Here is a 21365-nt window from a genome sequence, read left to right as displayed (position 1 = left end):
AGCGGGGTTGAGGTCAAGGGCGTTCCGTTGTCGGTCCCGTGGGTCACGATGGGGGGATGGTGCGGAGCGAGCGGGTGCGCGGGCGGGCTGGCGGGGCGGTCAGGGCGGCGAGGCGGGCGGAGGTCCGGCTGCCGGGGCTGGTGGCGTGGGAGGGCGGTGGGCTGGAGCCGGACGGGGACTATGACGGGCTGGAGTTCGCGGACGTGGACCTGGCGGGGCAGGAGGGCGTCGGGGCGCGGTTCATGGACTGCGCGCTGCGCCGGTGCAGGCTGGACGGGGCGGGGCTGGCGAAGGCGCGGATCCTGGACTCGGTGCTGGAGGGGGTCCGGGGGGTCGGGACGGATCTGGCGGGGGCGTCGCTGCGGGACGTGGAGCTGGTGGAGGCGCGGCTGGGCGGGGCGCAGTTGCACGGGGCGGTGCTGGAGCGGGTGCTCGTACGGGGCGGGAAGATCGACTACCTCAACCTGCGGACGGCGCGGTTGAAGGACGTGGTCTTCGACGGGTGCGTACTGGTGGAGCCGGACTTCGGGGGTGCGGTGCTGGAGCGCGTGGAGTTCCGGGGCTGCGTGGTGCGGGGGGCGGACTTCACGGGGGCGCGGATGACGGACGTGGACCTGCGGGCGGCGTCGGAGCTGGGGATCGCGCGCGGGGTGGAGGCCCTGGCCGGGGCGGTGATCAGCCCGGCACAGCTCTTCGACCTGGCCCCGGCGCTGGCGGCGCAGCTGGGGCTGCGCGTGGAGGGCTAGACGGGGCCCGGACATCCCATTCCGCGGCGCGGAGCCGCGAGGGGGCCAAGGGCCGGAGTTCGGGGTGTGGAGGTGTGGGGGCTTGGGGTGGGTTCGGGGGGTTGCCCCCGGCGGGGTTATGCCGGGACGCGGGGGAAGCGGGACTGGAGGGTCCAGATGATCGGGTTGTCGGCCAGGCCGTCGTGCATGTCGATGAGGTCCGCGATCAGGTCGTGGAGGAAGTCGCGGGCCTCGCGGCGCAGCAGGCGGTGGCTGAAGGTCAGCGGGGGCTCTTCCGGGTCCATCCAGTCGGCCTCGATGTCGACCCAGCCGAAGCGGCGTTCGAAGAGCATCCGGTCCGCGGATTCGGTGAAGTCGAGTTCGGCGTACTGGCGGTTCGCGGAGCGGCTGCCGCGCGGGTCCTCGTCGAGCTGCTCGACGATGTCGCACAGGGCCCAGGCGAAGTCGAGGACCGGTACCCATCCCCAGGCTGTGGACACCTCGGTGTCCTTGACGGTGTCCGCGAGGTAGACGTCGCCGCAGAACAGGTCGTGCCGCAGGGTCCGGACGTCCGCCGAGCGGTAGTCGGTCTGCGGGGGGTCCGGGAAGCGCCGGGAGAGGGAGTAGCCGATGTCGAGCACGTCCCGATGGTGTCACGGGTGGGCCCCTCCCGGCACCGTGGGCCGGGTCAGCCGACGTTGACGGCCTTCCAGGCGGCGGCTACGCGGATGGCCTCGGCGCTCGATGCGCCGTAGAGCTCGATGGCCGACTGGATGGTGGCGGTGCGGGCGGCGGCGTAGTCGGTGGAGGAGCGCATGTGGAGGGTCAGGGCCCGGTACCAGATCCGGGTGGCCCGGTCGCGGCCGATGCCGAGGAGCTTGGAGCCGTCGTAGGTGGGGGAGTCGTAGGCGACCCCGTTGATCTCCTTGGGGCCGCTGCCTTCGGCGAGGAGGTAGTAGAAGTGGCGGGCGGGGCCGGAGGCGGCGTGCGGGTCGAGGCCGCCCATGTCGGCGGACCAGTAGTCGCGGGAGACGCCGTCGGCGCTGGGGCGGTCCATGCGGCGGAGCGGGCCGTCGTAGACGCGTTCGCCGAGGAGGTAGTCGCCGACGTCGGCCTTGTTCTCGGCGAAGAACTCGCCGGCGGTGGCGAGGATGTCGGCGGTGCCCTCGCCGAGGGCGCCGGGCTCTCCGGTGGCGGCGAAGTTGGCGGTGGAGCCGATCAGGCCGTGGGCGAGCTCGTGGCCGACGATGTCGAGCGAGGTCGGCGGGCGGCCGGGGGTGGTGCCGTCGCCGTACGAGACGCAGGCGCAGCTCGCGTCCCAGAAGGCGCCGCCGTAGTCGGTGCCGTAGTGGACGCGGGAGGTGGTGGCGGCCCCGTCGCCGCGTACGCCGCTTCTGTTGAAGGTGGCGCGGTAGAAGTCCCAGGTCACGGCGGTGGCGTAGTGGACGTCGACGGCGGCGGTCTGGCGGTTGGAGGGCAGGCCGGTGCCCCAGACGTCGTCGGCGTCGGTGAACAGCACGCCGGGGCCGGAGGTCTGGTTGAGGGCGTCGAGGGTGCGCTGGTTGCCGCGGGAGGGGTCGCGGAGCTGGTGGGTGGTGCCGGAGGGGGTGGTGCCGAGGGGGACGGTGCCGGAGTACTGGCCGGTGCCGGTGCCGGTGCCGGTGCCGGTGCCGGTGCCGGTGCCGGTTCCGGTGCCGGGGGCTGTCGTGGGTGTGGTGCTCGCGGTCGCCGTGCCGGTGGTGAGGGCGACGGCTGCGCCGAGGAGGACGGCGGTCGCGAGGCGGGCGCGGCGGGAGGGCGTGGGGTGGGGCACGGGAGCTCCTTCGCGGGTGGGGGTGGCGCGAGTGAGCGTGCCATCGGAGGGAGCGGGTCCGGCAGGTCTGCGACGCGAACCCGGGCCGGGTTGTCCGAAGACCGGGCCCTCCTGTCCGGATCCCGTCAGGACGGCAGGAGGCGCTGTTCCTTGGCGACCGAGACCGCGCCCGCGCGGGTGTCGACGCCGAGCTTGTCGTAGATGCGGCCCAGGTGGGTCTTGACCGTCGCTTCGCTGATGAACAGGGCGCGGGCGATGTCCCGGTTCCCGAGGCCGCGGGCCAGCTGGCCCAGGATGTCCAGTTCGCGGTCCGTGAGCGTCGGGCGGGTGCCCCGCATGTGGGCCATGACGCGGCTGGCGACGGGCGCGGACAGGGTGGTGCGGCCCGCCGCCGCCGAGTGGATGGCGGCGAAGAGCTCCTCGGGGCGTTCCGCCTTCAGGAGGTAGCCCGTCGCGCCCGCGCCGATGGCCCGCGTGATGTCCGCGTCGGTGTCGTACGTGGTCAGGACCAGTACGTGCGGCGGCTGCGGGAGGGCCGTGATGCGTCGGGTGGCTTCCACGCCGTCGATGCCCTCGCCAAGCTGGAGGTCCATCAGGACCACGTCCGGGCGGAGCTTCGCGGCCAGCGCGACCGCCTCCTCACCACTGCCCGCCTCACCCAGCACCTCGATGTCCGGCTCGCTGCCCAGCAGCGCGAGCAGGCCGGCCCGGACCACCACGTGGTCGTCGCAGAGGAGGATCGTCGTCATCGGGTGGGCTCCAGGGGGATCACGGCCGAGAGGACGGTGCCCTCGCCCGGGGTGGATTCGATCGTCAGGGTTCCGCCCAGCTGCCGCACCCGGGCGCGCATCGCCGGGAGGCCGTGGCCGCGGCCGGAGGCCGAACGGGTCTCGGCGAAGCCGGCGCCGTCGTCCGCGATGTCCAGGACGACCTGGTCGCCGAGGAAGCTCAGGGTCAGGGCCGCCGTACGGGCGCCCGCGTGCTCGCGGACGTTGGCCAGGGCCCCCTGCGCGATGCGCAGGAGGGCCGATTCGGCGCGGTCCGGGAGCGGTACGGGGGCACCCTCCAGGTGGAAGCGAACCTCGATGCCCGGCCCCGCGTCCAGCGCGCGCAGGGCCTCGGCCAGGCCGGCGCCGTTCTCCAGCTCGGGCGGAGCCAGGTCGTGGACGAGCCTGCGCGCCTCGGCCAGGCCGCGCGCGGTGATGTCCGTTGCGGTACGGACGTGCGCGCGGGCGGTGCCCGGGTCGCTCTCCCAGGTGCGGTCCGCCGCCTGGAGCAGCATCTGCTGGCTCGACAGGTGCTGGGCCAGGGTGTCGTGGATCTCCATCGACAGCCGCTGCCGCTCGGCCAGGGTGCCTTCGCGGCGCTCGGTGGCGGCGAGCTCCCGCCGGGTCCGGATGAGGTCGTCGATCAGCGCGCGCTGTTCCTGCGCCTGGCGCTCCATGTGGACGAAGACGGCGGTGGCGAGGGCGGCGACGGCGGGCGGGGCGACCAGGAGGTTCGGGTCGAAGGCGGTGGAGAGCCTGAGCTGGGCCGCGACGACGAAGACGGTGAGCAGGGCCACGAGGACCACGGCGGCGCGCGGGGGCAGGGTGCGCAGGGCGGTGAAGAAGAGGGGGACGGCGCACCAGGCGAAGCTCGGCGCGAGGACGACGAGCACCACCCAGGTGGCCACCACCAGCCCGAGCCACAGCCGGCGTCGCAGGGGGGTCGGGGGCGCGGTGGCGGGCAGCGTACGGGTGGCGCCGACGGCGGGCCCGAGGACGTAGAGCAGGGCCAGCGCGATGCTGAGGGCGATGACCCAGGGGGTACGGGGCTCGCCGGGGTGCCGGAGCAGGAAGCGGGCCACCGAGGCGCCGAGGAGCAGGAAGAACGCGGCGTGCATGACGGTGGCCAGGCCGCGGGTGTCGTCGGAGGCGGTGAGGTGCGGCCGCGGGGGGTTGCGCACGGTGGGGCTCCTGGTGCTGGAAGGACGGTATCCATTTTGCCGCCGCCCCCACCCGACGCCGGCCACCCGACCCCGGCCGCCCCGACGCCGCCCCCCCAGGAGAACCGCCCGGCCAGGGCCCCCGCATCGACCGATCGGATGACCCCCGCCTCAACCGGTGCGCTCCTCGCCGCGAGCCGGTACGGCGACGGGACCGGGGCCGGTTCCGGCGGAGGCTTGGAGCAGCCAGTCGAGCAGACGACCACCAGGAGCAGCAGCCATGAACACCCGCACCCGCGTCCTCACCGGTACCGCCCTCGCCGTCGCCCTCGGCGCCGGGACGTTCGGCGCCGTCAGCGCGAGCGCCACCCCCGCCCCCGTCCAGGCCGCGGCCAAGAAGGACGACGACCGGAACTTCACCACCTCCACCCACCTCACCGTCGACGCCGCCACCCGCGCCGCCCAGGCCGCGCTCCGCGCGGCCGAGAAGGAGAACCAGAAGGTGACGGTCGCGGTGGTGGACCGCAACGGCAACACCGTCGTCACCCTGCGCGGCGACGGCGCGGGCCCGCAGTCGTACGAGTCGGCGCAGCGCAAGGCCTTCACCGCCGTGTCCTGGAACGCCCCGACCTCGGTGCTCGCGGGCCGCCTCGCCCAGACCCCGAACCTGAAGGACATCCCCGGCACCCTCTTCCTCGCCGGCGGCAGCCCGGTGCAGGCCAACGGCGCCCCGGTCGCGGGCATCGGCGTGGCCGGCGCCCCGAGCGGCGACCTGGACGAGAAGTTCGCCAAGGCCGGCGCCGACGCCCTCGGCGACAAGTAGGCACCGGTGACAGGCAGGGACCGGCGGCCGGGTGGCTCCGCCGGGGTCCGACCGCGGCCCCGCCCCCCGTCCGGGGCGCCCGCTTAGGATCGAACCCGTGGAACACCCCGCACTCCCCGGCCGCACCGGCCTCACCCGCCTCGCCGCCCCCGCGGTCGCCGCCCTCCTCTCCCTCGCCGTCCTGGCCACGGGATGTACGGGCGCCACCGTGCAGGGGCGGCCCGGCGCGTCCGGGCTGCGCGATCCGTACTTCCCCCGCGCAGGCAACGGCGGCTACCAGGTCGAGCACTACGACCTCGACCTCGCCTACGACCCCGCCGACGGCCTGCTGCACGCCACCGCCGTCATCACCGCCCGCGCCGAACAGGGCCTCAGCTCCTTCAACCTGGACCTGAGCGGCCTCAAGGTCGAGAGCGTGGACGTCCAGGGGACCGGAGCCCGTTACAACCGGACCGGCAACGAGCTGACGGTCCGCCCGGCCAAGGACCTGAAGAAGGGCGAGGTCTTCCGTACGGAGATCGACTACGGCGGCCGCCCCAAGCCCGTGGTCGACCCGGACGGCTCCAAGGAGGGCTGGATCGCGGGCGGGGACGGCGCCGTGGCCGTCGGTGAGCCCGTGGGCTCGATGGGCTGGTTCCCCGGCAACCACCACCCCAGCGACAAGGCCACGTACGACATCACCGTCACCGTCCCGCACGGCTACGAGGCCGTCTCCAACGGCGAGCTGCGCTCCCGCAAGGAAGTGGCGGACGGGCAGACCGAGTTCGCGTGGCACAGCCCCGAGCCGATGGCGAGCTACCTGGCGACCGTCGCCATCGGCCGGTTCAAGGTGACGACGGGCCGGACCCCCTCGGGCGTCCCGGTCTACGACGCGGTCGCGCCCGGCGAGGCGGCGGGCAGCGAGGCCGCGCTGGGGCGGCTGCCGCAGATCGTGGACTGGGGGACCGAGAAGTTCGGCCCCTACCCCTTCGGCAGCGTCGGCTCGATCGTGATGCCGGCGCAGACCCTCACCTACGCGCTGGAGACGCAGACGAAGCCCGTCTACTCGGGCGCCCCCGACGAGGAACTGGTCCTGCACGAGCTGGCGCACCAGTGGTTCGGGGACTCGGTGTCGCCGAAGTCCTGGAAGGACATGTGGCTCAACGAGGGCTTCGCCACGTACGCGGAGTGGCTGTGGTCGGAGGAGCACGGCGGGGTGAGCGCGCAGCGGCGCTTCGACGCCTTCCTGGCCGGCGACACCTCGGTCGACCCGCACGCGGACGGCGACTGGGCGGCCTTCCCGCCGGCCTCCCCGCCGGGACCGGAGCACATCTCCGACGATCCGGTGTACTACCGGGGCGCGATGGTGCTCCACCGGATCCGCCAGGAGGTCGGGGACCCGGCGTTCTTCGGCCTGCTGCGCGGCTGGGCCGCCGACCACCGGCACGGGAACGCGAGCACGGCCGACTTCACGGCGTACGCGCAGCGGCGCACGGGCCACGACCTGAAGAAGGTGTGGGACGTCTGGCTCTACGGCGAGGACCGTCCCACGGCCCCCTGAAGGCGACGGGACTCAGAGTTCCTTGCGCATCACCCGGACCGGACGCCCCCGGTCACGGTCCTTGGCGCGGCGCAGGAGGGTGTAGCCCTGGGCCTGCCAGAAGGCGAGGCCGGCGGCGTTGTCCTCCAGTACGGCGAGCCGTACGCCCGCGCGCCCGGCGGTGCGGAAGCGGTCCTCGATCAGCCCGGCCACCGTGCGGCCGTGGCCCTCGCGGTGAGCGGTGGAGTCGATGAGGAGCAGGCCGATCCACGGGTCCGGGTCCCCGGAGGCCGGGTCGGGGTGGTGGGCGAGGGTGACGGCGAGGCCGACGAGCCGGCCCGCGGAGCGGGCCAGGAGCACCTCGGCGCTGTCGACGGCGAGTTCGTCGGCGAGCGCGGTGGCGACCTGCTCCACGGTGATGCGGGCGGGGTCGGGGAAGTCGCCGCTCAGTTCGAAGAACGCGCGGTTCGTCGCGTAGAGCGCGGCGATCTCGGTGAGCGCCGGGCCGGGCAGGGCGCCGTCCACGGGCACGAGCGGTTGCAGGATCACCCCTGGAACGGTAGCGAAACCCCCCGCCCCGGGTCGGGGGCAGGGGGTTTCGGCAGCCCGGACCCGGATCAGACGTTGACGCCGAAGTCCTGGGCGATGCCGGTGAGGCCGGAGGCGTAGCCCTGGCCGACCGCGCGGAACTTCCACTCGGCGCCGTTGCGGTAGAGCTCGCCGAAGACCATGGCGGTCTCGGTGGCGGCGTCCTCGGAGAGGTCGTAGCGGGCGATCTCGGCGCCGCCGGCCTGGTTCACGACGCGGATGTAGGCGTTGCGGACCTGGCCGAAGTTCTGGCTGCGGGACTCGGCGTCGTAGATCGAGACCGGGAAGACGATCTTGTCCACGTCGGCGGACAGGCCGGCCAGGTTGACGTTGATGGACTCGTCGTCGCCGGAGCCCTCGCCGGTGCGGTTGTCGCCGGTGTGCACGATGGTCTGGTCCGGGGTGGACTTGTTGTTGAAGAACACGAAGTGACCGTCGGAGACGACCTTGCCGGTCGCGTTGACCGCGATGGCCGAGGCGTCGAGGTCGAAGTCGACACCGGTCGTCGTACGGACGTCCCAGCCGAGGCCGACCGTGACGGCGCTGAGGCCGGGGGCCTCCTTCGTGAGCGAAACGTTGCCGCCCTTGGACAGGCTTACTGCCATTTTGACTGGTGTCCCTTCCTCGTCACATGACCGCGCTCAGTGGTCGTGGCCACGGTACTGCTGTCCTTCATAACGCCGGGAGGGGTCCGGTAGGTTCCGAACCGCCCGGCGCGCCCCGAAATCGGGGTGACGGGGGCCGTGGCGGGGGCCGATCATAGGGGCATGCCTGGTCCCTATGTCATCCGCGGTTCGGTCGTGCTCCCCGAGGCGGAGCTCGCCTGGCGCTTCTCGCGTTCCTCGGGGCCGGGCGGCCAGCACGTCAACACCTCGGACTCGCGGGTGGAGCTGCTCTTCGACGTGGCGGCGACCAAGGCGCTGCCGGACGTGTGGAAGGAACGGGCGCTGGAACGGCTGGCGTCCCGGCTGGTGGACGGGGTGGTGACGGTACGGGCCTCCGAGCACCGCTCGCAGTTCCGCAACCGGGAGATGGCGCTGGTCCGGCTGGCCGCGCTGCTGGCGGAGGCCACGGCGCCGCCGCCGAAGGCGCGGCGCGCCACGAAGATTCCGCGGGGGATCAACGAGCGGCGCCTGCGGGAGAAGAAGGCCCGCGCCGAAACGAAGCGAGGCCGCACGGGCCGCGACTGGTAACCGGGCCCCGGCCCCGGCCCCGGCGCCTCAATCGCCGGCGGGGCTGAAGGATCCTGGGGCGCCGCCCCGGACCCCGCGCCTCAATCGCCGGCGGGGCTGGATGTCGCCGGCCAGGGCTATGGCGCCAAGTGGCGGTAGCGGCCACGGAAGTACGTCAGCGGTGGTGCGTCCGGGGTCGGGAGGGTGGCGGTCAGGACGCGGCCGATGACCAGGGTGTGGTCGCCCGCCTCGACGCGGGACTCCGTGCGGCACTCCAGCGTGGCCAGCGCCCCCGACAGCAGCAGCGCCCCGCTGACCGCCCCCCGTACCGTGGGCAGGCCCTCGAACAGCAGCCGGTCGCTGATCCGGTTCTTCATGGCGAAGCGCCCCGCCACCTGGAGCTGGCCGTCCGCGAGGACCGACACCGCCCACAGCGGCTGCTCCGCCAGCAGGTCGTCCATCCGGGAGCCCTCGCGCAGGCTCACCAGCACCAGCGGCGGGTCCAGGGAGACCGACATGAACGCGGTGGCCGTCATGCCGACGTCCTCCCCGCGCGGCCCGTCGGCGGTCGAAGGGGGCTCGTGCGCGGTGATCAGGCACACGCCCGCCGCCAGCCGGGACATGGCCGCCCGGAACTCGTCGTTGCTCACTCCCTCAGGATGAGGGGTGGCGGACGGTTCGGGCGCGACCGGGGTCGGAGGGGGCGGCGGGCTCGGCGCGATCGGTACGGTCGATACGGTCGGTACGGGCACAGGGGTCGTCTTCGGCACGACCCGAACGCTAGTCCCGCCGCCGTGCGGCGCACATCGGGCGCTGGTCCGAGCCGCGTCCCCGCCCCGCGGCCTAGGCCCGGGCGTATCGTTTGCTCACGAAAAGGAGGGGGAGCGCTCCCACTCGCCAACGCGCCCGGAGTGCGCGGATATTCATCTCATGTGACTTGAGTCACAGAGGGCAAGATTTGTTGACCCTGTGTACCTGCCGCACAGCTCACTGTGATTCAGTGGACGGGACACCGCAACGAAACGCCGATGACAAACCTGGAGTTGCTGTCGAGGTCTCGGGGAGAGCGAGCAATGGAGACCGAGTCGGAGCCGTACGTCCGTCTTGCGACCCTGCGGCAGCTGCACCAGGTGGTGGCCGAACTCAACACGGCCCGCAGCCTGGCGGACACTCTGCAGACCGTCGTGGACGGCATCGTGCGCGGCCTCGGCTACGAGCTCGCCTGCGTCAATCTCGTACGCCCTGACGGGGATCTCGTCGTCGCCGCCTTCGCCGGCGACCCGGCCGCCGAGGCCCTGATCACCGGCCGCGTCGGTTCCCGGCCGTCCTGGGAGCGCCGCCTGGCCATGGGCGAGGACTGGGACGGGCTGCGCTTCATCCCGCACACCGAGGGCTGGGTCCTGATCGAGGACGACGTCCCCCAGTGGCACACCGACGGCCCCGACCCCCGCTTCGAGGACGAGTGGCACCCCGAGGACCGGCTGTACGCCCCGATGTATGCGACCGGCGGGGAACTTCTGGGTGTCATCTCGGTGGACAGACCGCGCAACGGGCGCCGCCCCGGCGCGTGGGGGCGCGAAGCGCTCCAGATGTACGCCTTCCAAGCCGCGATTGCGATCAGCAACGCACGGCTGCGGGCGAACATGCAGCGGGCCCTGGTCCGGCTGGAACGCGAGCAGCAGGCGCTGCGCGCCAGCGAAGAGTCGTTCCGCCAGGCCTTCGAGTACGCGCCCAGCGGCATGGCCATCGCCGAGATGGGCGGCGACCAGCACGGTCGGCTGCTGCGCACCAACGACGCCCTGTGCCGCCTGCTCGGCCGGCCCGCCTCCGTCCTGCGCCGCTACTCCTTCTCCGACCTGGTCCACCCCGAGGACATCGGCACCCTGTTGCGCACCTCCGCCGAGGGCGGCCGCGCCGAGCTGCGCCTCGGGCGGCGCGACGGCACGTACGTGTGGGTCTCGCTGCGCAACTCCGTCGTCGCGGACGCCGCCGACGGCCCCCGCTTCCTGCTCACGCACGTCGAGGACATCGAGGAGCGCAAGCGGCACGAGCTCCAGCTCGCGCACCGCGCCAGCCACGACTCCCTCACCGGCCTGCCCAACAGCGCCGAGCTGCGCTCCCGGCTCGGCGCCCGGCTGTGCCGGCGGCCCCAGTCGGTGCGGGCCACCGCCGTGGAGGCGCTCGACGCGGCCTTCGAGACGCGCCCCGAGGCGGGTGGTGCGGGCGAGCACGGGTTTCGCCCCGACGGCCACGACGGTTCCGACTACGGCTATCCGGCCGCCGGTGCCGGTGCCGGTGCCGGTGCCGGTGCCGGGACGGGGGCCGCGGCCGGTTCCGGGGCGGCGCCGGGGACGGACCCGTTCGAGTTCTCCGGGGCCTTCACGTCGCACGCGGACGGCCCGTACGACCACCACGTGCACATCGTGGCGCCCGCCACGGACGTCGACGACGGGACGAAGGGGCTCGCCGTCCTCTTCTGCGACCTCGACGGTTTCAAGTCGATCAACGACCGGTTCGGTCACCACACGGGCGACGCGGTCCTGATCGAGGTCGCCCGGCGGCTGACGACGTGCGTCAGGGACGGTGACACCGTCGCCCGGCTCGGGGGTGACGAGTTCGTCGTCCTCGCCGACGGACTGGGCGCCGCGGACGCCGCCGACCTCGCCGTACGGCTGCGCAACGCGATCATCCCGCCGATCCGGGTGGACGGCCGGGCGGTCCGCGTCGGGGCGAGTTTCGGGATCGGCTGGGCCAGCTGCGGGATGTCGGCGGACGAGGTGCTGCGCTCCGCCGACCAGCGGATGTACATCGAGAAAAGGTCCCGTTCCAAGGCACACCGGCGGGCCGGGTAGTCTGATCGGCTGCCCGTGGGCGCACGTGTTCGGGGTAGGCTCCCGTGGGTCGAAAGGAGTGACCTGCGATGACGACGCCCGCGCACAACGGCCCGCACGGTGGGGCGAACCAGCCCGAGGACGACGACCCGTTCGGCTACCTCTACGCGGACGGCCAGGCCGCCGGAGCCACCCCGCCCGGTCAGGGCGGCGGATACGGCTACCCCGGCCCCGCGGTCGGCGGCCCGCCCGGCGCGCAGCCCGGCGTCCCCCGTACCTCGTACAACCAGGTGCGCACGGTCGGCGAGCGGACCTACGGCGGCCAGCGCGGCGCGGTGCCGCCGCAGCAGCAGGCCCCGGCCTACCAGGCCCAGTACCAGGCTCCCGAGGCGCTCCAGGCGGGTGGCTACGGCGTCCCGGCGCAGCAGCAGCACACCCAGCAGGCCCCCCTCCCCGGCGGCCGCGGCGGTCACGGCGGGGGCGGCGGTTCCAGCCGCAAGGGCCTGCTGATCGCGGCGGTGGCGGTGGTCGCGGCGGTCGCGGTCGGCATCAGCGCGGCGGTGATCTTCGGCAAGAAGGGCGAGGACAAGAAGGGCGCCAACCAGGCGTCGTCCCAGTCCCCGAAGCCGTCGGCCCCCCAGCAGAACCCGGGTGCCACCGATCCGAGCGGCTCCCCGGAGCCCTCCCAGAGCCCGCTGCCGAAGGGCGAGGCCGCCGGTGCGGGCATGGCGCTCACCGGTGGTGCGGTGCTGCAGAGCACGGTGCAGGGGTCGAAGAGTTCGGGCGGCCAGTACGTCGGCAACTTCAACACCCCGGGTGCCGCGCTGACCTGGACGGTCGACGTCCCCGAGGCCGGTGACTACACGCTGTTCGTGAACTACGCGGTGCCCGGCAAGGATGCGAAGACGACCCTCACGGTCAACGGGCAGAGCCCGAACCAGTCCCTGAACCTGGCGAACTTCGCGAAAGCCGACGCGGGGGCGTGGGACAAGGGCTGGACCCGCACGTTCGCGTGGATAACCCTGAAGAAGGGGTCGAACGCGATGAGGATCTCGTGCGAGGCCGGCAACCAGTGCGACGTCATCTTCGACCAGCTGAGGCTGGGTCAGGGGCACACCAAGGGCTGACGCCCGCCCGGCGCCCGCCTGAGGCCCGCCCGGCGCCCGCCCTTAGAGCGGCGTGACCTTCACCGACCCCCGTACCTCCTCGTAGGTGCGGGGGTCGAACTCTCCCGCCGTCGGGGCGTGGACGGTGGCCGCCGAGAGGGCCACCGCGCGGGTGAGCCGGGCCGGCCAGTCCAGGCCCTCCGCCAGCGCGGAGAGCAGGCCCGCCACTGCGGAGTCGCCCGCGCCGGTGGGGTTGCCGGACAGGGCGCGGGGCGGGGCGGCCTGCCAGGTGCCGTCGGGGGTGGCGGCGAGGAGCCCGCCGGGGCCCAGGGAGGTGACCACCGCGTGGGCGCCCCGGCGGCGGGCGTCGCGGGTGGCGGGGAGCGGCTCGCGGGAGCCGGTCAGCTCGGCCAGTTCGGCGGAGTTGGGCTTGATGATCTCCGGCCGGGCGGCGACGCCGCGGCGCAGGGCTTCGCCGCTGGTGTCCAGCAGGACGGGGACGCCGGCCGTGCGGGCCGTGCGCACGAGGGTCGCGTAGGCGCCGACGGGGACGCCCGGGGGGAGGCTGCCGCACAGGGCCACCGCGCGGGCCCCGGAGACGAGTTCGGCGTAGCGGGCCAGGAAGGCGGACCATTCCCCGGCGGTGATCTGCGGGCCGGGTTCGTTGAACTGCGTGGTGTCGCCGGTGGTTTCGTCGACGACGGCCAGGGTGCGCCGGGTGGTGCCCGCGCAGGGGACGAGGGCGTCGGTGACGCCGGGGCAGTCGGCGAGCAGCTCGCGCACGAGCGTGCCGGCCGGTCCGCCCGCGAAGCCCGTCGCCGTCACCGGGTGGCCGAGCGCGCCGAGCACGCGGGCCACGTTCAGGCCCTTGCCGCCCGGTCGTTCGGCGACGCCGGTGACCCGGTGGGAGGCGTGCGGGAGCAGTCGCGGCACCCGGTGGGTGACGTCGAGTGCGGTGTTGAGCGTCACGGTGAGGATCATGGTCAGCCCCGGTCTCGGTGAATGCCGGGATCATGCCAAATAGCGGGCGGCGGGCCCAGTCCGAGGGCCCGCCGCCGCGCTCCGTACCGCCGAAAGGCCGCTCAGGACAGCGGGCTGACGATCCATTCGCCGCGCCGCATGACGCCCTTGAGGTCGAACGCGGCGTCGAGGACGACCAGGTCGGCGTACTTGCCCGGTTCCAGCGAGCCGACCTCGTCGTAGCGGCCGAGGAGCTTGGCGGGGTTGGCCGAGATCGCCTGGACCACGGATTCCACGGGGAGCCTGTCGACCGTCACCGACCGCTTGAAGGCGGTGTCCAGGGTCAGGGTGGAGCCCGCGATGGAGCCGCCCTCCACGAGGCGGGCGACGCCGTCCTTGACCTCGACCTCCAGCGGGCCGAGGTGGTAGGTGCCGTCGCCGAAGCCGGCCGCGTCCATGGCGTCGGTGATCAGCGCCACGCGGTGGGCGCCGGCGTGGTGGAAGGCCAGCTCCAGCATGGCCGGGTGCAGGTGGGTGCCGTCGTTGATCAGCTCGACGGTGACCCGCTCGTCCTCCAGCAGGGCGGCGATCGGCCCGGGGGCGCGGTGTTCCAGGCCGGGCATCGCGTTGTAGAGGTGGGTGGCGACGGTGGCGCCGGCGTCGATGGCCTGGCGGGTCTGGTCGTACGTGGAGTCCGTGTGGCCGATCGCGGCGATGACCCCGTGCTCGGCCAGCAGCCGTACGGAGTCCAGTCCGCCCGGCAGTTCGGTGGCGAGGGTGAACATCCGGGCGGTGCCGTGCGCGGCGTCGACCAGCTTGCGGACCTCGGCCGGGTCGGGGTCGCGGAGCAGGTCGGCCTTGTGCGCGCCCTTGCGGCAGGGGTTGATGAAGGGGCCCTCGAAGTGGACGCCGGCGATCTCGCCCTGCTGGGTGAGTTCGGCGAGCAGGGCGGCGCGCCGGGCCAGTTCGTCGAGGTCGCCGGTGACGGTGGAGGCGACGAGGGTGGTGGTGCCGTGCTCGCGGTGGGTGCGTACGCCCCGCAGGACCTCCTCGGCGGTGCCGGAGGTGAAGGAGGCCCCGCCGCCGCCGTGGTTGTGCACGTCCACGAAGCCGGGGACGATCCAGTGTCCGGAGAGGTCGACGATCTCGGCGCCCTCGTGGGCGCTGCCCGCGATGCGGTCGCGCTCGACGATGACCCGGCCTCCCGCGACGGTCCCGGTGGGCAGCACCACCCTGGCGCCGGAGAGAACGGTGCTGTGTGCGCTTCCGGACATCAGGCAGGTACCTCCGTGGCGAGTAGGTCCCAGGCGAGCAGCCCTGCGCCCAGGCATCCGGCGGTGTCCCCGAGGGCCGCCGGAACGATCTCGGGCAGCCGCTGGAACGTCACGCGCTCCTCGACGGCCGCCCGTAGTGGTGTGAACAAGGTTTCCCCCGCCTCGGCCAGCCCGCCACCGATGATCACCCTGCTCGGGTCCAGCAGGGTGATCGCGGTGACCAGGCCGTCGGCGAGGGCGCCGATGGCGGTGAGCCAGACCTCGCGGGCCCGCGTGTCGCCGGATTCGACGGCCTTGGCGCAGTCGGCGGCGTCGGCCCCCGGGTCGCCGGAGGCGGCGGCCCAGGCGCGGGAGACGGCGGAGGCGGAGGCCAGGGTCTCCAGGCAGCCGTGCTGGCCGCAGCCGCAGGCGGGACCGCCGGGGCGGACGACGATGTGGCCGATCTCGCCCGCGTAGCCGTGGGCGCCGGCCTCGATGCGGCCGGCGATGCCGATGGCGCCGGCGATGCCGGTGCCGAGCGGGACGAACAGGAAGCGGTCGGTGCCCCGGCCCGCGCCGATGCGGCCCTCGGCGAGCCCGCCGGTGCGCACGTCGTGGCCGAGGGCGACGGGGAGGCCGCCGAGGCGGGCGCCGAGGAGCGCGCGCAGCGGGACGTCGCGCCAGCCGAGGTTGGCGGCGTAGACGGCGGTGCCCCGTTCGGCGTCGACGATGCCGGGGACGGCCACTCCGGCGGCGGAGGCGGTCGTGCCGAAGCGTTCGGCGCCCAGGCGCAGCAGCTCGGCGGCGAAGTCCAGGATCGTCTCGACGACGGCTTCGGGGCCCCGCTCGCGGCCGGTGGCGCGGCGCACCTCGTGCAGCAGGTTGCCGTCCCGGGCGATGAGGGCGGCCTTCATCCCGGTGCCGCCCACATCGAGGGCGATGACGTGTTTCACGGGTTTCACAGGAGACAGTCTCGCGTGCTCGGGAGGGAAAGGTCTAGTCCATTGGAGGGGATTGTTGAGCTGCCATACAAATTCGGGACCTTGGTCCGGATACGGTCCGGACACAGTCCGGGCGCCACGCCGTTCCGGATGTGGAGGAGCCGCCAAAGTGGTGTAGACCTTACGTCGAATCGTACGTACAAAAAGGGGTGGATCGAGAACCGTGAAGGGCCGTTACCTGAGCCTGGCCGCTACCGGGGCCGCACTGTGCCTGACGGCGACGCTGACGGGCTGTGGAACCGTGTCGGGTCTCAGCGGGGACAACGAGGTGACCCTGCGGGTCGTGGCGGCCGACTACGGCGACAATCCGCAGAACTCCTCCGCGACCTACTGGAAGGGCCTCGCCTCCTCCTTCGAGAAGGACAACCCCGGCGTGCACGTCGAGGTCAGCGTCTACTCCTGGTCGGAGGTCGACGCCAAGGTCGCCGAGATGGTCAAGGCGGGCAAGGCCCCCGACATCGCGCAGATCGGCGCCTACGCCGACTACGCCGAGGCCGGCAAGCTCTACACCGCCGACGAGCTGCTCTCCGTCAACACCGAGGCCGACTTCCTCGCCCCGCTCGCCGACGCGGGCAAGGTCAAGCGGGTCCAGTACGGCATGCCCTTCGTGGCCAGCACCCGGCTGCTCTTCTACAACACCAAGCTGCTCGGCGACGCCGGGGTGATCCCCAAGGACGGCTCGGCCCCCTGGCAGCCCAAGAGCTGGGCCGACCTGGAGGCCGCCGCCAAGAAGCTCAAGGGCGCGGGCGTGCCCACCCCCTTCGCGCTGCCGCTGGGCCGCGAGGAGGCGCAGGCCGAGTCGATGATGTGGATGCTCGCGGGCGGCGGCGGCTACACCGACAACGAGGAGGCGTACGCGATCGACTCCCCGGAGAACGTGAAGTCCTTCGAGTTCCTGCGCGACAAGATGGTCGGACAGGGCCTGACCGGCCCGGTCGAGCCCGGCAAGCTGGACCGCCAGGCCGCTTTCGACGCCTTCACCCGCGGCGAGGTGGGCATGCTCAACGGCCACCCCACCCTGATCAAGCAGGCCGCGGGCAAGGGCGTGAAGTTCGGCATGGTCCCGATGCCGACCGCCGACGGCGCCGACCACTCCGCGATGGGCGTCGCGGACTGGGTGATGGCCTTCAAGAACGGCCACAGGAAGGAGGCCGGGAAGTTCCTGGACCTCCTGTACTCGGCGAAGAACGTGACCGCCTTCACCAACACGTACGACCTGCTGCCCGTCACCACCAGCGGCTACCGGGCCATGGACGCGAGCACGGGCGGTTCGGCGGCCCAGCTGAAGACCTTCCTGGCCGCCCTGCCGACGTCCCGCCTCTACCCGGTCGGCAAGAAGTCCTGGGCCGGGGTCAGCGAGGACATCAAGCAGAACATCGGACAGGTCGTCCAGCCGGGCGGACAGCCCGCGAAGGTCCTGGAGAACATCGCGACGAGCGCCCGCAAGGCCGACGGCGACCACTGAGCCGGCGCCGCACGCCGTTCAGCGCCCCCGCCGTCGGCCTCCCCGGCCGCGCGGGGGCGCTGTCGGCGGGCGGCGTTAATCTGGCCGTATGACGGACGACGGGCGGCTGACGGCCACGGAGGCCGCCGTGCTCGCGTACGAAGGCCGCACCTGGCCCGGGCCCGGCGCCAAGGAGCGGGCGATACGGGAAGGGCTCGGCCTGACCCCCGTGCGCTACTACCAGCTGCTCAACGCCTTGATGGACGATCCACGGGCGCTCGAACACGCGCCGGGCACCGTCAACCGGCTCCGGCGGATCCGCGAGGCCCAGCGGGCCCGGCGGTAGGCGACTGTCCGCGAAGGGGTGGGCGCGTCCCGGCGTCGCCGGTAGGGTCGTCTGCATGGGGAGCCATCCGCACGACCTGCCGATGCCCGTGCCCGCCACCGCAGCCGGACGCGAGGGACTCGAAGCCCTCCTCCGCGCACCCCGCAGCGCCGTCGTCGCCCTCGACTTCGACGGCACCCTCGCCGACATCGTCCCCGACCCGGACCAGGCGCGCGCGCACCCGGACGCCGTACCGGCGCTCGCCGCGCTCGCCCCGCAGGTCGCGGCCGTCGCCGTGGTCACCGGCCGCCCCGCGGGGGTCGCCGTCCGCTACGGCGGCTTCGCCGGGGTGCCCGGCCTGGAACACCTCGTCGTCCTGGGCCACTACGGGGCCGAACGCTGGGACGCCGTCACCGGCATCGTGCACGCCCCCGCCGAACACCCCGGAGTGGCCGCCGTACGGGCCGAGCTGCCGGGCTTCCTCGACGCGATCGGCGCGTGGCGCGGGACCTGGATCGAGGAGAAGGGCCGCGCGCTGGCCGTCCACACCCGGCGGGCCGAGGACCCGGAGGCGGCGTTCAGCGCCCTGCGCGAACCCCTCGCGGAGCTCGCCGCCCGCCACGGGCTGATGGTCGAGCCGGGCCGGGCGGTGCTGGAGCTGCGTCCGCCGGGCATGGACAAGGGCGTCGCCCTGACGGAGTTCCTGGAGGAGCGGCGGGCCGAGGCCGTGCTGTACGCCGGGGACGACCTCGGGGACCTCGCGGCGTTCTCGGCGGTCGAGAAGCGCCGGGCCGACGGCCTGCCGGGGCTGCTGGTGTGCAGCGGCTCCGCGGAGGTCCCGGAACTCGCCGCCCGCGCCGACCTCGTCCTGCCCGGCCCGGGCGCCGTGGCGGCCTTCCTCGCGACCCTCGCCGGGGCCCTGCGCACCGCCTGACCCGCCCGGTCCGCATGGCCCTCGCGACGGATCAGGGGATCAGCGTCGCGAGGCCCGCGCAGATCAGGCGCACGCTGCGCAGGAACTTCTCGTCCTCCCCGTGGGCCGAGGCCGCCGCCACCGTCAGCGGGAAGCGCTCCAGCAGCGCGGCGACGTCCTCGGGCCCGACGGGAGCCTCCGGGGACTCGCTCTGCTCCTGGAGCACGAAGCCCGTGAGGTGGCTGAGCAGCGCGTCGGCCCCCACCGCGCAGTCCCCCTCCGGCACCCCCGCCGCGCGCAGGGTCTCCAGCAGTCGCTCCATCACCGACAGCGCCCCGTCGCTGAGCACCTTCGGACTGTCGGCGAACATCACCGCGCCCCCGGCGTGGCGCCGGATGACGGCGCGCAGCGTCAGGGCCTGGGCCTCCACCCGTTCCCGCCAGCCCGCACCGGGATCCAGTGCGGCCAGGGCGGCGGTGCCGGCGTCGTAGGCCTGCCGGGCCACCCGGTCCGCCATCAGCCGGACCAGGACGCCCTTGCTGGGCACGTGGTAGTAGAGGCTGCCCGCCTTCGCGTCGAGCCGCTGGGCCACGCGCCGCATGGACAGGCCGTGGTAGCCGGACTCGGCGAACTCCGCCATGCCCGCGTCGATGATGCGTTCCTTCGTCAGCTTCACGGGGACAGCCTACGCCCATTTTCTAACACTGTTTGAAAGTGGCCGCCGGGAGCGCTACTGTCGTCCCACGACGACCGAAGGGGGGTGGCGGCGATGGGCGCGATCGTGTTCAACGCGACCACGGCGGCACTGATGGTGATGATGTTCAACGCAGGGCTCGACCTCGTCGGCCGGGACACCCTGCGCGGCCGCCCGGTCCCCCGGGCGGCGGTGGTGCTGACGGCCCTCGCCCTCGCCGGCGTCCTCACGCAGCTGTGCTGGTCCGGGGCCATGGACGCGCTCGACGACGACCCCGCCCGGAGCGGGTGGTGGCGCGTGGTCACCGCCGTCTTCCTGCAGAACGGCGGCCTCCTCGGCGGCGCCTGGAACATCGCCACCCTCGCCGCCGTCGCCGCGCTGGCCGACCGGTACTGGGGCACCGCGCGCACCCTGGCCCTGTTCCTCGCCGGGATCCTTCTGCCGGAGCACCTCGACGCCCTGCTCGGCGCTGGCGGCCACCACGGCGCCGACCCCCGCAACTTCGCCGGGAGCTCCGGCGCCACCTACTTCCTCGGCGCCACCCTCGCCGCCGCACTCCTGCACCACGCCCTGCGCGCACCCCGCGCCGGCACGGCCGAGGACGGACACCCCGCCCCCGGCCGCGCCAAGGAGCTGCTGCTCTCCGCCGGGGTGCCCGTCCTCGGCCTCGTCCTCTGGTTCGCCCAGGCCAACGGCCACGGCCTGGTCGCCTGCTACGGATTCCTCCTCGGCGCCCTCGCCCTGTGCCTCCGGCCGCGCCCGCGGCCCGTGGGCGCGGCCGCCCCCGCTCAGGCCCCGGCCAGCGCCGCCAGCTGAGCCTCGAACCAGGCCGCCGGGGGCAGCGCCGTGGCCGCCGCGGCCAGCCGCTTCGTCCGCTCCGCCCGCTCCTCCCGGGGCATCGACAGCGCCTCGTGCAGGGCCTCGGCCGTCGCGGTGACGTCGTACGGGTTCACGGTGATCGCGTCGCCCTTCAGCTCCTCGTGCGCCCCCGCCCCGGTCGAGAGCACCAGCGCGCAGCCTTCCTCCGAGACCACCGGGATCTCCTTCGCGACCAGGTTCATGCCGTCCCGCACCGGGTTCACCAGCGCCACGTCCGCCATCCGGTACGCGGCCAGGGAACGCGCGAAGTCGTCCTCGACCGACACCAGCACCGGCTGCCAGTCCGCCGTCCCGAACTCCTCGTTGATCTCCGCCGCCAGCTCCCGCACCGCATCCGTGTACGCGCGGTACACCGCCAGGTCCTGCCGCGACGGGTACGCGGAGGCCAGGTGCACCACCCGCTCCCGCCACTCGGGGTGCGTCACGAGCAGCTCCCGGTAGGCCAGCAGCCCGCGCAGGATGTTCTTCGACAGCTCGGTGCGGTCCACCCGCACGATCGTCCTGCGGCCCGCGACCTCCGCCCGCAGCGCCGCCAGCCTGTCGTCCACGACCGGCCGGTGCGCCAGCGCCCGCAGGTCGTCCGCGTCCACGCCCAGCGGGTACTGCCGGACCTCGGTGAACCGCTTCCGCTCGAAGCCGCGCCCGTCGGCGGCCGCCCTGTAGTGCCACACCCCGCGCTCGGGGACCCCGCTGGGCAGGGAGGACTCCGCGATGCCGGTCGCGTCTTCCCTGTTGGATCCGACGATGAAGTTCACCGACCAGCGCCAGGCGTGGAAGCCCAGCTGGTCCGCGCCGAGCATCCCCCACACCAGCTGCCCGCGGATGTCTTCGGGCAGCATCTCCATGAACTCCTGCGACGCCCACGGCGTGTGCGTGAAGTGCGCGATCCGCAGGTCGGGGCGCAGCTCCCGCAGCTGCCCCGGCACCAGCGCCAGGTGGTAGTCCTGCACCAGGACGCGGGCCCCCTCGGCGGCCTCCTCGGCCAGGGCCTCGGCGAAGGCCCGGTTGTAGGAGACGTACGCGTCCCAGTGCCGCCGGAACGCCGCGTCGAAGACCGGCTCGCGCGGGACGTCGTAGAGGTGGTGGTGGGTGAACCAGAGCACCGAGTTGGCGATGCCGTTGTACGCGCCGTCGTACACGGCCGGGTCGATGTCCAGCATCCGCACCCCCGGCTCGGAGGTGCCCCGGCGCACCGCCTCCCGGTCGGCGTCGGAGAGGGCCGCGCAGATCCAGAGGGCGTCCGGCTGCTTCGCGAGGGCCGCCGACAGGCCGGAGACGAGTCCGCCCCCGCCGCGCCGGGCGCTGAGCGTGCCGTCGTCGGAGAGGGCGTAGGAGAGCGGGCCGCGGTTCGCCGCGACGAGTACCTGAGAAGCCATGGGGCGAACCTAGCCC

22 protein-coding genes are annotated in these 21365 nt (G+C 73.6%); 10 read left to right on the top strand and 12 right to left on the bottom strand.

Going from position 1 to position 21365, the window contains the following annotated elements; genetic code table 11:
* Positions 1-56: 56 nt before the first annotated feature.
* Positions 57-746 (top strand): pentapeptide repeat-containing protein, encoded by a 690-nt coding sequence (locus SLAV_RS43165; RefSeq protein ID WP_030232414.1) that lies wholly within the window; start codon positions 57-59, stop codon positions 744-746.
* A 116-nt stretch (positions 747-862) separates the two neighbouring features.
* On the opposite strand, the gene SLAV_RS17475 is transcribed toward SLAV_RS43165, so the two are convergent.
* From SLAV_RS17475 to SLAV_RS17460, 4 genes are all read right to left on the bottom strand, one after another.
* A complete protein-coding gene (locus SLAV_RS17475; protein ID WP_030232416.1) occupies positions 863-1366 on the bottom strand; it encodes a hypothetical protein in 504 nt (167 codons plus the stop codon).
* A 47-nt stretch (positions 1367-1413) separates the two neighbouring features.
* Entirely contained in the window at positions 1414-2538 is a 1125-nt protein-coding gene (locus tag SLAV_RS17470) for a M4 family metallopeptidase (RefSeq protein ID WP_051841090.1), read from the bottom strand.
* 125 nt (positions 2539-2663) lie between these two features.
* The gene (locus tag SLAV_RS17465) at positions 2664-3287 is read right to left on the bottom strand and encodes a response regulator (RefSeq protein ID WP_030232421.1); all 624 of its coding nucleotides are present in this window, start codon (positions 3285-3287) and stop codon (positions 2664-2666) included.
* Positions 3284-4423 (bottom strand): sensor histidine kinase, encoded by a 1140-nt coding sequence (locus SLAV_RS17460; protein ID WP_063760320.1) that lies wholly within the window; start codon positions 4421-4423, stop codon positions 3284-3286. Before SLAV_RS17460 ends, SLAV_RS17465 begins: the two co-directional genes overlap by 4 nt.
* A 322-nt stretch (positions 4424-4745) precedes the next feature.
* Between SLAV_RS17460 and SLAV_RS17455 the strand changes: the two genes are divergently transcribed.
* Both SLAV_RS17455 and SLAV_RS17450 read left to right on the top strand, forming a co-directional pair.
* The gene (locus tag SLAV_RS17455; protein ID WP_030232427.1) at positions 4746-5288 is read left to right on the top strand and encodes a GlcG/HbpS family heme-binding protein; all 543 of its coding nucleotides are present in this window, start codon (positions 4746-4748) and stop codon (positions 5286-5288) included.
* Positions 5289-5385: 97 nt separating this feature from the next.
* Complete coding sequence (locus tag SLAV_RS17450) at positions 5386-6828, top strand: M1 family metallopeptidase (protein ID WP_030232430.1); 1443 nt, start codon at positions 5386-5388, stop codon at positions 6826-6828.
* A gap of 12 nt (positions 6829-6840) precedes the next feature.
* On the opposite strand, the gene SLAV_RS17445 is transcribed toward SLAV_RS17450, so the two are convergent.
* Positions 6841-7356, bottom strand: a complete 516-nt coding sequence (locus tag SLAV_RS17445; protein ID WP_030232432.1) for a GNAT family N-acetyltransferase — start codon at positions 7354-7356, stop codon at positions 6841-6843.
* A 68-nt stretch (positions 7357-7424) separates the two neighbouring features.
* Positions 7425-8000, bottom strand: a complete 576-nt coding sequence (locus SLAV_RS17440; RefSeq protein WP_030232435.1) for a TerD family protein — start codon at positions 7998-8000, stop codon at positions 7425-7427.
* Between the two features lie 162 nt (positions 8001-8162).
* Between SLAV_RS17440 and arfB the strand changes: the two genes are divergently transcribed.
* Positions 8163-8588: an alternative ribosome rescue aminoacyl-tRNA hydrolase ArfB gene (arfB, locus tag SLAV_RS17435; RefSeq protein ID WP_030232438.1), complete on the top strand. Its 426-nt coding sequence runs from the start codon at positions 8163-8165 to the stop codon at positions 8586-8588.
* Positions 8589-8704: 116 nt separating this feature from the next.
* On the opposite strand, the gene SLAV_RS17430 is transcribed toward arfB, so the two are convergent.
* Positions 8705-9289, bottom strand: coding sequence for a flavin reductase family protein (locus SLAV_RS17430; protein ID WP_078950415.1), 585 nt, complete (start codon positions 9287-9289; stop codon positions 8705-8707).
* 351 nt (positions 9290-9640) lie between these two features.
* Between SLAV_RS17430 and cdgB the strand changes: the two genes are divergently transcribed.
* Together cdgB and SLAV_RS17420 are read left to right on the top strand one after the other, a co-directional pair.
* Positions 9641-11419: a diguanylate cyclase CdgB gene (gene cdgB / locus SLAV_RS17425; RefSeq protein WP_030232443.1), complete on the top strand. Its 1779-nt coding sequence runs from the start codon at positions 9641-9643 to the stop codon at positions 11417-11419.
* A gap of 68 nt (positions 11420-11487) precedes the next feature.
* Entirely contained in the window at positions 11488-12525 is a 1038-nt protein-coding gene (locus SLAV_RS17420) for a CBM35 domain-containing protein (RefSeq protein ID WP_030232446.1), read from the top strand.
* Positions 12526-12567: 42 nt separating this feature from the next.
* Here the strand turns inward: SLAV_RS17420 and SLAV_RS17415 are convergent, their stop codons facing one another.
* From SLAV_RS17415 to SLAV_RS17405, 3 genes are all read right to left on the bottom strand, one after another.
* Positions 12568-13485 (bottom strand): 1-phosphofructokinase family hexose kinase, encoded by a 918-nt coding sequence (locus SLAV_RS17415; protein WP_030232450.1) that lies wholly within the window; start codon positions 13483-13485, stop codon positions 12568-12570.
* Positions 13486-13586: 101 nt separating this feature from the next.
* Positions 13587-14738, bottom strand: a complete 1152-nt coding sequence (gene nagA / locus SLAV_RS17410) for an N-acetylglucosamine-6-phosphate deacetylase (protein WP_030232453.1) — start codon at positions 14736-14738, stop codon at positions 13587-13589.
* The gene (locus SLAV_RS17405) at positions 14738-15670 is read right to left on the bottom strand and encodes an ROK family protein (RefSeq protein WP_030232455.1); all 933 of its coding nucleotides are present in this window, start codon (positions 15668-15670) and stop codon (positions 14738-14740) included. Before SLAV_RS17405 ends, nagA begins: the two co-directional genes overlap by 1 nt.
* A gap of 211 nt (positions 15671-15881) precedes the next feature.
* On the opposite strand from SLAV_RS17405, the gene SLAV_RS17400 reads away from it, so the two are divergent.
* The 3 genes from SLAV_RS17400 (at position 15882) to otsB (ending at position 18421) form a co-directional block, all read left to right on the top strand.
* Positions 15882-17183, top strand: a complete 1302-nt coding sequence (locus tag SLAV_RS17400; protein WP_030232456.1) for an extracellular solute-binding protein — start codon at positions 15882-15884, stop codon at positions 17181-17183.
* An 88-nt stretch (positions 17184-17271) separates the two neighbouring features.
* On the top strand, positions 17272-17508 hold the full coding sequence (locus tag SLAV_RS17395) for a DUF3263 domain-containing protein (RefSeq protein WP_030232458.1): 237 nt from the start codon (positions 17272-17274) through the stop codon (positions 17506-17508).
* Positions 17509-17563: 55 nt separating this feature from the next.
* Positions 17564-18421, top strand: coding sequence for a trehalose-phosphatase (gene otsB, locus SLAV_RS17390; RefSeq protein WP_030232460.1), 858 nt, complete (start codon positions 17564-17566; stop codon positions 18419-18421).
* A gap of 31 nt (positions 18422-18452) precedes the next feature.
* Here otsB and SLAV_RS17385 read toward each other — a convergent pair whose 3' ends face one another.
* Positions 18453-19076 (bottom strand): TetR/AcrR family transcriptional regulator, encoded by a 624-nt coding sequence (locus SLAV_RS17385; protein ID WP_037687640.1) that lies wholly within the window; start codon positions 19074-19076, stop codon positions 18453-18455.
* 93 nt (positions 19077-19169) lie between these two features.
* On the opposite strand from SLAV_RS17385, the gene SLAV_RS17380 reads away from it, so the two are divergent.
* Positions 19170-19910: a hypothetical protein gene (locus SLAV_RS17380; RefSeq protein WP_078950416.1), complete on the top strand. Its 741-nt coding sequence runs from the start codon at positions 19170-19172 to the stop codon at positions 19908-19910.
* Here the strand turns inward: SLAV_RS17380 and SLAV_RS17375 are convergent.
* Positions 19883-21349 (bottom strand): alpha,alpha-trehalose-phosphate synthase (UDP-forming), encoded by a 1467-nt coding sequence (locus tag SLAV_RS17375; protein WP_030232468.1) that lies wholly within the window; start codon positions 21347-21349, stop codon positions 19883-19885. The genes SLAV_RS17380 and SLAV_RS17375 overlap by 28 nt on opposite strands.
* Positions 21350-21365 lie beyond the last annotated feature (16 nt).

Origin of the sequence: Streptomyces lavendulae subsp. lavendulae (assembly GCF_002803845.1) — a bacterium.
Lineage (GTDB): Bacteria > Actinomycetota > Actinomycetes > Streptomycetales > Streptomycetaceae > Streptomyces > Streptomyces lavendulae.
This window is presented reverse-complemented; position numbering and strand designations above follow the sequence as displayed.

Coding starts and splice junctions, on each gene's coding strand:
- SLAV_RS43165 (WP_030232414.1), top strand. CDS start 57: ATGGTGCGGAGCGAGCGGGTGCGCGGGCGGGCTGGCGGGGCGGTCAGG.
- SLAV_RS17465 (WP_030232421.1), bottom strand. CDS start 3,287: ATGACGACGATCCTCCTCTGCGACGACCACGTGGTGGTCCGGGCCGGC.
- SLAV_RS17460 (WP_063760320.1), bottom strand. CDS start 4,423: ATGCACGCCGCGTTCTTCCTGCTCCTCGGCGCCTCGGTGGCCCGCTTC.
- SLAV_RS17455 (WP_030232427.1), top strand. CDS start 4,746: ATGAACACCCGCACCCGCGTCCTCACCGGTACCGCCCTCGCCGTCGCC.
- SLAV_RS17440 (WP_030232435.1), bottom strand. CDS start 8,000: ATGGCAGTAAGCCTGTCCAAGGGCGGCAACGTTTCGCTCACGAAGGAG.
- arfB (WP_030232438.1), top strand. CDS start 8,163: ATGCCTGGTCCCTATGTCATCCGCGGTTCGGTCGTGCTCCCCGAGGCG.
- cdgB (WP_030232443.1), top strand. CDS start 9,641: ATGGAGACCGAGTCGGAGCCGTACGTCCGTCTTGCGACCCTGCGGCAG.
- SLAV_RS17420 (WP_030232446.1), top strand. CDS start 11,488: ATGACGACGCCCGCGCACAACGGCCCGCACGGTGGGGCGAACCAGCCC.
- SLAV_RS17415 (WP_030232450.1), bottom strand. CDS start 13,485: ATGATCCTCACCGTGACGCTCAACACCGCACTCGACGTCACCCACCGG.
- nagA (WP_030232453.1), bottom strand. CDS start 14,738: ATGTCCGGAAGCGCACACAGCACCGTTCTCTCCGGCGCCAGGGTGGTG.
- SLAV_RS17395 (WP_030232458.1), top strand. CDS start 17,272: ATGACGGACGACGGGCGGCTGACGGCCACGGAGGCCGCCGTGCTCGCG.
- otsB (WP_030232460.1), top strand. CDS start 17,564: ATGGGGAGCCATCCGCACGACCTGCCGATGCCCGTGCCCGCCACCGCA.
- SLAV_RS17380 (WP_078950416.1), top strand. CDS start 19,170: ATGGGCGCGATCGTGTTCAACGCGACCACGGCGGCACTGATGGTGATG.
- SLAV_RS17375 (WP_030232468.1), bottom strand. CDS start 21,349: ATGGCTTCTCAGGTACTCGTCGCGGCGAACCGCGGCCCGCTCTCCTAC.